The organism is Catenulispora rubra (genome assembly GCF_015356825.1).
Classification (GTDB): domain Bacteria; phylum Actinomycetota; class Actinomycetes; order Streptomycetales; family Catenulisporaceae; genus Catenulispora; species Catenulispora rubra.
Map to the genome: position 1 here is coordinate 1 of NZ_JAACYW010000535.1, position 3,050 is coordinate 3,050.

The following is a 3,050-nucleotide window of genomic DNA, read 5'->3' on the forward strand; positions in this document are numbered from 1 at the left end:
GGCCAGGGCGGATCAGGGTACGAATTTTCGGGGTGAGCGCTACCCGTCGGCGAGTCGCTGAATGGTCTTGCCCAGCCACGCCTCAAGCGCCTCCGGCCCCGCCTCCGCGAGCTCCGACCGCAGGACCCGGCGCCGCGTCGAGACGCCGAGCACGAATGCGTCGATCGCCGCGGCCCGGTTCCGTGCCTCGTCCTCGTCCAGGCCGCTGTCCCGCAGGTAGTCGTACAGCGGCTCCAGCGAGTTCGCGTCCAGGAACGCTGCCAGCGCCTCGGCCGCCTCCGGACGTTCGCCCGACGCACGTTGCAGCACCAGCAGTGGATCCTCGCCGGGGGCGCCGAACCAGCGCTGCACGATGCTCGCCGCCAGTCGCGCGCCGAGGGCGGAGTGGTCGCCGTCGAAGGAGTTCGTGACCGGGATCGTCACCTGTGTCGCGGCCAGGAACAGGCCGTCCTTGCCGCCGAAGTAGCGCGTGATCAGGTTCGGTGAGACGCCGGCCGCGTCGGCCACGCCCTTGACCGTGACCGCCGCGAATCCGTGCTGCGCGAACTGCCCGCGCGCCTGCTCCAGGATCCGTTGTCGGGTGGCGGCGGCGTTGCGCGAAGTCATGTGTACGAGCATACACAGGCGTGTGTATGCTCGTACACATGAGCACCGACCTGCACGCCCGGATCCGCGACACCCGACGCGTGACCACGCCCTGGAGCGATGACAAGACCCGCGGCGTCACCGCCGGCCGGCTGGATGAGCTGCTGGAACGCTGGGCCGACGGCTATGAGTGGGCCGTGCACGAGCAGCGCATCGCAGAGCTTCCGTGGACGAACATGCCCGTAGGCAGCGGCTACCTGCGCGCGATCCACCAGCGCGCCGCCGATCCTGCCGCCCCGGTCGTCGTCCTCCTGCACGGCTGGCCGGACTCGGTCCTGCGCTTCGAGCGTGTCTTGCCGCTGCTGACTGATATGCACGTGGTCATCCCCGCGCTCCCGGGTTTCCCCTTTGCCGCGCCGCTCACCGACGTCGGCATGTCGGCTGCCCGCATGGCCGACATCGTCGCGCAGGCCGTGTCGCGCCTCGGCTACTCCCGCTACACCCTTTCCGGCGGCGACATCGGCGGCGCCGTCGCCGAGATCATCGCGGCCGAACACCCCGACAGCGTGGCGTCGCTGCACCTCACCAACGTCGCCCCGCAGCGCGCGCTCACCGCCGACCCCGCGAAGCTCGCCCCCGACGCGGCCGCCTACCTGGCCCGCGCCGCGCAGTGGTTCCGCACTGAGGGCGGCTACATCGCCGAGCAGTCCACGCGTCCGAACACCCTCGCCGTCGCCCTCGGCGACTCGCCGGCCGGTCTGGCCGCGTGGCTCGTCGAGAAGCTGGATTCCTGGTCCGACGCGGCCAACGCGCCGGCCTTCACCACCGACGAGCTCCTCACCTGGATCAGCGCCTACTGGGAGACCGGTACGATCGGCACCTCCTTCGCCGCCTACACCGAACCGGCCACCCTGCCGCCGGGCCGCATCGAGACGCCGACCGTGCTCTCGGTGTTCGCGCACGACATCAAGCCCGAGCCACGAAGCTACGCCGAGGCGTTCCTGAACATCCGCGAGTACGTGGAACATCCCGCCGGCGGTCACTTCGCGGCCTGGGAGCAGCCCGAGGCGTATGTCAGGGACCTGCGTCGGGCGGTCGAGCTGGGCATCAAAGGTGCCTGAGGTACCGGACAGGGATCAACCGAGCAGCTTGCTCGCGAACCAGTCCCTGTCATCCGCAACCCCTGGCAGCGCGTAGAAGTACCCGCCGCCGAAGGGCTGCACGTAGTCGATCAAAGGCTCGCCGACCAACCGCTTCTGCACCGTTATCAGGCAGCGGAAGGTGTACGAGCCGGGGCTGAGCGTCGCGGACATCGCCGCGGTGGTGGCCGGGCCGAGGGTCTCGATCTCGCCGACGATCGAGCCGGAGGAGTTGAGCAGGGTGATCTCGCCGGCCTTGCTCGACTTGTTGTCGACCTCGAAGGTCTGCGTGCCGGTCGTCGCCGAGGTCCAGCCGGGGGCGCAGGCCGAGCTGGTGACCTTCACCGCGACGGTGGTCGCGGCCGCGGCCGCGGCGGAGGGGAGGGCGGCGATGGTGATGCCCGCGGCCACGACCGGGACCACGATGAGCACTCCCGCGACGCTCCACGGACGCTTGCCGGCCAGGCGCTCCCAGCCTCGGGCCGGTTCGGGTTCGGGGGCTGCGACGGGCTTGGGGGCTGCGGCGGGTTCGGCAGCTGCTTCTGCGGCCGGCTCGCTGGTGGCGGCTTCAGCTTTCTTGGCCTTCGCGGCGGCCATGGCAGCGGCGGCCACGCGGCTCGCGTAGACGAACGCGGGGATGACCACGACCAGGTAGGCGATCCACGCGACCACCTGCAGCACCGTCAGCTTCGGCGCGAGGTCGGTGATGCCGGTGATGACCGAGACCCACCAGGAGTTCGGGTCGAGGTGCGCGGTCAGGTCGAAGGCCATCCACTGCTGGCCCGGCAGCATCCCGGCCTCCTGCAGGTCGCCGAGGCCGTAGCAGAGCATTCCGGCCGCGATGACGATGAGCGCGATGGCGGTGCGGTTGAAGAACACGCCGATGTTGATCTTCACGGCGCGCCGGTAGAGCAGCCAGCACAGCACGATCGCGGCGGCCAGTCCGAGGCCCGCGCCGATCAGCGGAGAGACCGTGGAACCGGAGGCCTTCACAGCCGTCCACATGAACAACGTGGTCTCCAGTCCCTCGCGGCCGACGGCGAGGAACGCGGTGAGCGTCAACGCGCCGGCGCCGAGGATCGCCGCGCGCTGGACCTCGCCGCGCAGCTGCGTGGCCAGGGTCGCGGCGGTGCGACGCATCCAGAAGACCATGCCGGTGACCAGGCCCACGGCCAGGACGCTGAGCACACCGCCGACGCCTTGCTGCGCGCGGGAGGACAGGACCGAGGTCGAGTAGGTGAGGACGGCGGCGAACGCGCCGGAGAGCATCACCGCGCCGAGGACGCCGAGCCAGACCGGGGCTGTGGAGATCGCGCGGGGGTGGTG

2 protein-coding genes and 1 pseudogene are annotated in these 3,050 nt (G+C 70.7%); 1 reads left to right on the forward strand and 2 read right to left on the reverse strand.

What is annotated here, in order from left to right; translation table 11 throughout:
* Positions 1 to 39: 39 nt before the first annotated feature.
* Positions 40 to 606: a TetR/AcrR family transcriptional regulator gene (locus GWK61_RS53590; protein WP_194922117.1), complete on the reverse strand. Its 567-nt coding sequence runs from the start codon at positions 604 to 606 to the stop codon at positions 40 to 42.
* Between the two features lie 38 nt (positions 607 to 644).
* Here GWK61_RS53590 and GWK61_RS53595 point away from each other — a divergent pair, with 38 nt between their 5' ends.
* Entirely contained in the window at positions 645 to 1,706 is a 1,062-nt protein-coding gene (locus GWK61_RS53595; RefSeq protein ID WP_194922120.1) for an epoxide hydrolase family protein, read from the forward strand.
* A 159-nt stretch (positions 1,707 to 1,865) separates the two neighbouring features.
* Here GWK61_RS53595 and GWK61_RS53600 read toward each other — a convergent pair.
* A pseudogene (locus tag GWK61_RS53600) lies at positions 1,866 to 3,050 on the reverse strand (FTR1 family iron permease); the annotation flags it as partial.

What these genes read in the sequence shown, in the direction of transcription:
- GWK61_RS53590 (WP_194922117.1), bottom strand. Translation starts at nt 606, where the DNA reads ATGACTTCGCGCAACGCCGCCGCCACCCGACAACGGATCCTGGAGCAG.
- GWK61_RS53595 (WP_194922120.1), top strand. Translation starts at nt 645, where the DNA reads ATGAGCACCGACCTGCACGCCCGGATCCGCGACACCCGACGCGTGACC.